Annotated in this window: 1 pseudogene; it reads left to right on the forward strand. The window is 82.4% G+C overall.

From position 1 onward, the window contains the following. Nucleotides 1-306 (forward strand): annotated as a pseudogene (locus ACLQ2V_RS28150) (hypothetical protein); the annotation flags it as partial.

Consider the following 306-nt stretch of genomic DNA (forward strand, 5'->3'; position numbering starts at 1 on the left):
CTGGGGCCAGCAGCCCGCGCCGGCCGCCCGGGGCGCCGCCCGCGTCCCCGTCCCCGGCCAGGCCACCCCGCCGGCCCAGCCCAGCCCGCCGGCCCAGCCCAGCCCGCCGGCCCAGCCCAGCCCGCCGGCCCAGCCCGACGCGGCGCAGGACGCCTGGCCCGGCCGCGACGACCCGAACCACAACCCCTGGCCCGGCCAACAGCACGACGACCCGGCCCGCTCCGGCGGCTGGAACGCCACCGACCAGCAGCACGACGACCCCCACCGCTCCGCCGGCTGGAACGCCAACGACGGCCAGCCCGACGA

The sequence above is a fragment of the Micromonospora sp. DT233 genome (assembly GCF_049841815.1).
Lineage (GTDB): Bacteria > Actinomycetota > Actinomycetes > Mycobacteriales > Micromonosporaceae > Micromonospora.